This is a genomic window from Desulfobotulus alkaliphilus, from assembly GCF_007830435.1.
Taxonomy (GTDB): Bacteria; Desulfobacterota; Desulfobacteria; order Desulfobacterales; family ASO4-4; genus Desulfobotulus; species Desulfobotulus alkaliphilus.
In genome coordinates this window covers 1-4,959 of the sequence record NZ_VLLC01000071.1, presented here as the reverse complement: position 1 = coordinate 4,959, position 4,959 = coordinate 1, and the positions used below count along the sequence as shown (strand labels likewise).

Genomic DNA, 4,959 nt, shown 5'->3' with positions numbered 1-4,959 from the left:
ATCCGCATGGTGGCCTTCATGCAGTATCTGCGGATATTTGTGGTGGTTCTCACCGCATCGGCCGTATCCCATCTGCTGCTGGGAGGCCATGCTGCGGATCTTCCGGCTCCCACATGGTCACCGGGCTTTGATGCGCCCCTGATTCCTCTGTTTCAGACCCTGCTCCTTGTGCTTGCGGGTGTGTTTATTGGCCGTATGGGCCGCATTCCCGCAGGAGCCCTTCTCATACCCATGGTGTTCGGGGCTGTGCTCAATTCCCTTGGTTTTATACATATTACCCTGCCGCCATGGCTGCTTTGGGCTGCCTATGCAAGTCTTGGCTGGTACATCGGTCTGAGGTTCACACCGGAAACCCTGCGTCATACCCTGTGGGTTTTACCGCAGTTGCTTCTGGCCGTTGTTGCTCTGATGGCGCTCTGCGGTCTTGCGGCATGGATGCTGACCGTCTGGGCGGATGTCGATCCCCTGACGGCCTATCTTGCCACCAGTCCCGGCGGTCTGGATTCCATCGCCATCATCGCCGCAGACAGCGGCTGTGATCTTGCTTTTGTGCTTTCCCTCCAGAGCCTTCGTCTCTTTGCCGTTGTTCTGACGGGGCCGCTGGTGGCCCGGCTGATCTGCCGTATCAACGGACGCAGTGCCTGCGGTATGGCCTGAGGGATTAAGTCTGGACCAGCCCCGGTCAGTTCCGTATCTTATGGGCGGGTTTTCTAAGTTCTTGTTTTTTCATAATGAACAATATACATTATATGGAGCAGGTTTTGAACTTTTTACTAATCAACCCGGTGAATGAGATGAATGAAACTCAATGGGGCATGAAACCAAACAAAGCAAAGGCAATAATGCTTGCCAAGCGCCAACTGGCTGAGTTTGTGTGCGATGCAGTAAATCTGGAAGGCATTAACTTAACCTTACCGGAAATTCAGACATTAATGGATGGAATTACGGTTGGAGGGCATAGGCTGTCTGACCAGCAAGTAGCACTGAACCAAATTGATGCCTGGCGTACTTTGTTTGTTTTAATTGAGAAAAATCAGTTTGAAATCACCCGTGAACAAGTTTGTGCCCTGCATCTGATAGCGGGTAAGGACGAGGCATTGGAGTGGGGGAAGTTCAGATCTGGCGGGGTTACCATCGCAGGAACAGACTATATGCCGCCTCCGGCGGATGCCTTACCTGCCCTTTTTGATAAGATGGTTTCTGATTCATATGATATACCAGATATTTATGATCGTGCTATCCATTTTTTTCTTACAATGGCCCGGTGTCAGTTTTTTTATGATGTGAATAAGCGTATGGGACGTTTTATTATGAACGGACTTTTGCTGAGTTGCGGATACCCTGCGATTAATCTTCCTGCAAAGAGGCAGCAGGAGTTTAATCAATTGATGCTCGATTTTTATGGAACTGCTAATCAGAAACCGATGAATTCCTTTCTACGCACCTGTCTGGATGAAAGGCTTATAAAGATTATGAATGAGTAGGCCAGCAGTTCATTGAGGATGACCTTTGTGCCCATGAGGCTGCCCGCCACATGGGATTCCTGCCAGGGGATGCCCGCAAGCCAGACAAGGGGCCGCATGATCTGCCCAAGAAGGCTCTGGAGGGTGAGGGCTTCGCCAGCCACGGCGGGGAGAAGCCCCAAAGCCTGATTGACCATACTGACCAGAGCGACCAGCACCACCAGAAGGGCAACGATCTGTATATACATCTGAAGGCCGAAGGTGGTGCCCTTGACAACGGCATCCATGGAACTTCTGCTTTCAACGGGAGGGCTGATTTTACCAAGGGTGGGCGGCGAAGATTCCGGGATCATGATGCCTGCAATGAGAATGGATGCGGGCGCACTGATCAGGGAGGCTGCCAGAATATGACCCAGCGCACCGGGAACCACCTTCCCGATGATGCCTGCGTACAATACCAGCACCGTCCCTGCGATGGTGGCCATGCCGCAGGTCATGAGGGTGAAGAGTTCGCTGCGCGTCATGGCCTTCACATAGGGTCTGACAAAAAGGGGAGATTCCACCATACCGGCAAAAATGTTGGCGGCACAGCCCACGCCCAGGGCACCGCCAATGCCCATGGCCCGCTGGAGGAGTGCGGAGAATCCCCGTACCAGCACAGGAATGATTTTCCAGTGATAGAGAAGGGTGCTGAGGGCACCGGTGACGACAATGACGGGAAGTGCCCGGAAGGCAAAGATGTAAGCCGCACCGGACCAGGGTTCTTCAAAGGGAAGGGGACCACCGCCCAGATACCCGAACACAAAGGTGGTGCCTGCCCTTGTTCCTGCTTCAAGGGCTTCCACAGCCTTGTTCAGAAAAAGGAAAAAGTCTGCAAAGGCTGGAACTTTCAGAAGAATCAGGGCCAGAAGAAACTGCAGACCAAGCCCTGAAAGGATCAGTCGGGGGCTCACGGCCTTTCGGTTTTCGGAAAGAAGCCAGGCGATGAACATAAAGGCCAGTAACCCGAAGCTGCTTTGCAGAATGGAAAGAAACATGGATGGTTCTCCGGAATTTTTAAGAAAGGTATGGCCATATTAAGGTTCACTCCGAAATCCCGGAACGCTCCAAAAGCTTTTGTGCATACTGCAGTTTGCCGATGCGGCCCATGGTCCAGCCGATGCGCTCGAACAGACCGGTTAAATCCAGAAACACGTTGCGGTCTGCCATGCTCAGGTTATTTTCACTGCACAGATATGAGTTGCGGATGGATTGAAAAACCTTTGCTTTGTCCTGGGTCAGATGTATCAGGTGTTCCGAATCCGCAGGGTCATGGGAGTTTTCTGCCTCACAGGCGGTTTGCAACAGAAAATCCAGCCCCTGAAGAAAGGTAGGCTGAAAGATATCCTGCAAACTGCCGGACAGATTACGGTATGCCAGTGTGAACTGGTACAGAAGATCATCCAGGTTTTCCATTTGTTTCTGTTTGTTCTGGACGATCATCAGCAGTTCCAGCCCTTCCGGATCAAGGGGATTTTTTATGCTTTCTGCTGCGTGAGATTCGATTTCCTTTGAAACCGCCTGAAGGAAGCATGCAGGGCTTCCATGACTTTGCCGTCATCATCTTCCAGACGGTTTTGCAGAATCTCCGGGTACCGGGTAGTAAAACACATCAAACGGGCCTGTTCTTTGGTCAGGAGTGTCAGTGCCACTTCCGGGGCATCCGCCATTTCGTCGCGCAAAAAAGCGGTTCTGGACCATTCTTCCTCGTTTGTGGCTGGCCATCCACGGGCGATAACTTTGTAAAACGGGGTCAGGAGCATGGATAACACCACGGCCCCTCCGCAGTTGAAGATCAGATAGACCAGTGCGGCCTGCTGCTCCATGGGGATAGGGAAGCTTTGTACCAGAGCCATGACAAGGGGGATGCCGGTCATGAGCTCCAGATAGAACAGGGGGACGAAGACCAGTGCTGCGGCGAAGTTGAAAAAGACCTGAGACATGATCAATTGTTTCGGGGTACCTCGGATGGCCGTGGCAAGCATCCAGCTGACGGCCCCTGAACCGACATTGGTGCCGTAGATGATCATTACGGTCTGTTCCATGGAAAAGAGACCGACCTGGGTCATGGTAATGGCCAGGATGGAAACCGCCGTTGAGGATTGGCACAGAACCGTGAGCAGGCCCCCTATGAGAAATGAGATGAGAAAGGATGACTGTCCCCGGAGAAGAAAAGCCTCAAACCAGGGCATGGCGGCCAGGGGTTCTGCCCCGGTGCGGAGCATGATCAGACCGTAAAACAGCATGGCCCCGCCAAACAGCGTCTGGCCCAGATTTTCCATATGCCGGGGTCTTTTAAAAGCGAAACAGATGCCGGCAGCTCCCAGAACGAAAAGAACAAGGACCTTGATGTCCAGCACGGCCAGAAGAATCATGATTCCAATACCGGCGTTGGCCCAAAAGATAACCATCATGCCCCGTTTTGCAGGAAGCATCCCTGCACCCACCAGACTGCTCACAATAAAGGACAGGGCAGACATGGACTGGGACAAAAAGCCTGTGACAAACCCCATCACTCCTGCCTTGGTATAGGTGCCCACCCACTTGACAAAATGCAAGCGGAACCGCCGTCCGGTCATCCTGCGCAGTCCGGAGCTGAGCAAATGTAAGCCGACAAAAAAAAGACCTATACCGCCAACGAGATATCCGACAGGTTCCATGTCATATTTCCTGCTTGAAGGTAATTGCTCTGCTATCAGAATTTCATAGCCTGCCCCATGGTGAGGTGCCGAATTCGGGATTCATATATTTCCAAGCTACAATAATGGTTTCTTATATGAAAATTTCTTCTTTTTCCAGATCTTTCCCGTTGGGAGGGGGCGTGACTTTGGCTGGGATGTTTTTTTCAGTGTCAGAGTAACCTTGATTTCCTTCAGTCTCAGCGGACAGCTTTTTTCAGTTTTGTGATTATACCATGCTGAGTTCGAGTTTGTGTTTGATCTTTTCCCAGTCCGGAATGAGAGAATTGAGGAGCTTATAAAACTCAGGGCCATGATCATGACATTTCAGGTGGCACAGCTCATGGGTGACAACATAATCAATGCATTCTTTCGGTGATCTGATGAGGTCTGCATTGAGGGTTACGGTGCCCTTCTCAGAAAGGCTGCCCCATCTTTTTTGCATTCGCTTAATGGATAATTTTGGCTTCTCAATGTCCGAAGTAGGGAATTTCTGCCAGCAGCGGTCCATACTTTCTGCAAACCGGAGCTGTGCCTTTTCCGAATACCACTGATTTAAAAGTTTCCTTACAGTATCTGGAGCCGGCTCGTTCCGGCAGGTGATATGAAAAAAACCACGGGTCAGTTTTACGGAGTTTTTTAGCCCTTGAGTCACTTTCAGGCGGTATTGCTTTCCAAGGTACAGGTGGGTTTCTCCGTTCACGTAACAGCGCTCAGGCGTTTTTGGATCAAACTGTTTGAAATAGTTCAGTGTCTTAAGAATCCAGCGAGCCCGTTTT

General features: G+C 51.2%; 6 protein-coding genes. 2 read left to right on the top strand and 4 right to left on the bottom strand.

The features are described 5' to 3' along the window. On the top strand, positions 1–657 hold a 657-nt coding region (locus tag LZ24_RS16800; protein WP_144686865.1), incomplete at its 5' end, for an AbrB family transcriptional regulator. Positions 658–761: 104 nt separating this feature from the next. Then, positions 762–1,484 (top strand): Fic family protein, encoded by a 723-nt coding sequence (locus LZ24_RS16795; protein WP_246118635.1) that lies wholly within the window; start codon positions 762–764, stop codon positions 1,482–1,484. Here the strand turns inward: LZ24_RS16795 and LZ24_RS16790 are convergent. The 4 genes from LZ24_RS16790 to LZ24_RS16775 form a co-directional block, all read right to left on the bottom strand. Next, positions 1,415–2,500 carry a NupC/NupG family nucleoside CNT transporter gene (locus LZ24_RS16790; RefSeq protein ID WP_144686864.1) on the bottom strand — a complete coding sequence of 362 codons (1,086 nt, stop codon included), beginning with the start codon at positions 2,498–2,500 and terminating at the stop codon, positions 1,415–1,417. The two genes, LZ24_RS16795 and LZ24_RS16790, sit on opposite strands and share 70 nt — an antisense overlap. 46 nt (positions 2,501–2,546) lie before the next feature. Further along, the gene (locus LZ24_RS16785) at positions 2,547–2,945 is read right to left on the bottom strand and encodes a hypothetical protein (RefSeq protein WP_144686863.1); all 399 of its coding nucleotides are present in this window, start codon (positions 2,943–2,945) and stop codon (positions 2,547–2,549) included. A 35-nt stretch (positions 2,946–2,980) separates the two neighbouring features. Continuing rightward, the gene (locus tag LZ24_RS16780; RefSeq protein ID WP_144686862.1) at positions 2,981–4,162 is read right to left on the bottom strand and encodes a Na/Pi cotransporter family protein; all 1,182 of its coding nucleotides are present in this window, start codon (positions 4,160–4,162) and stop codon (positions 2,981–2,983) included. A 247-nt stretch (positions 4,163–4,409) separates the two neighbouring features. Beyond that, a partial coding sequence (locus LZ24_RS16775) for a M48 family metallopeptidase (RefSeq protein WP_144686861.1) occupies positions 4,410–4,959 on the bottom strand: 550 nt, incomplete at its 5' end.

Excerpts from the sequence above, each read along its gene's own strand:
- LZ24_RS16780 (WP_144686862.1), bottom strand. The coding sequence starts at position 4,162 with ATGGAACCTGTCGGATATCTCGTTGGCGGTATAGGTCTTTTTTTTGTC.
- LZ24_RS16790 (WP_144686864.1), bottom strand. The coding sequence starts at position 2,500 with ATGTTTCTTTCCATTCTGCAAAGCAGCTTCGGGTTACTGGCCTTTATG.
- LZ24_RS16785 (WP_144686863.1), bottom strand. The coding sequence starts at position 2,945 with ATGATCGTCCAGAACAAACAGAAACAAATGGAAAACCTGGATGATCTT.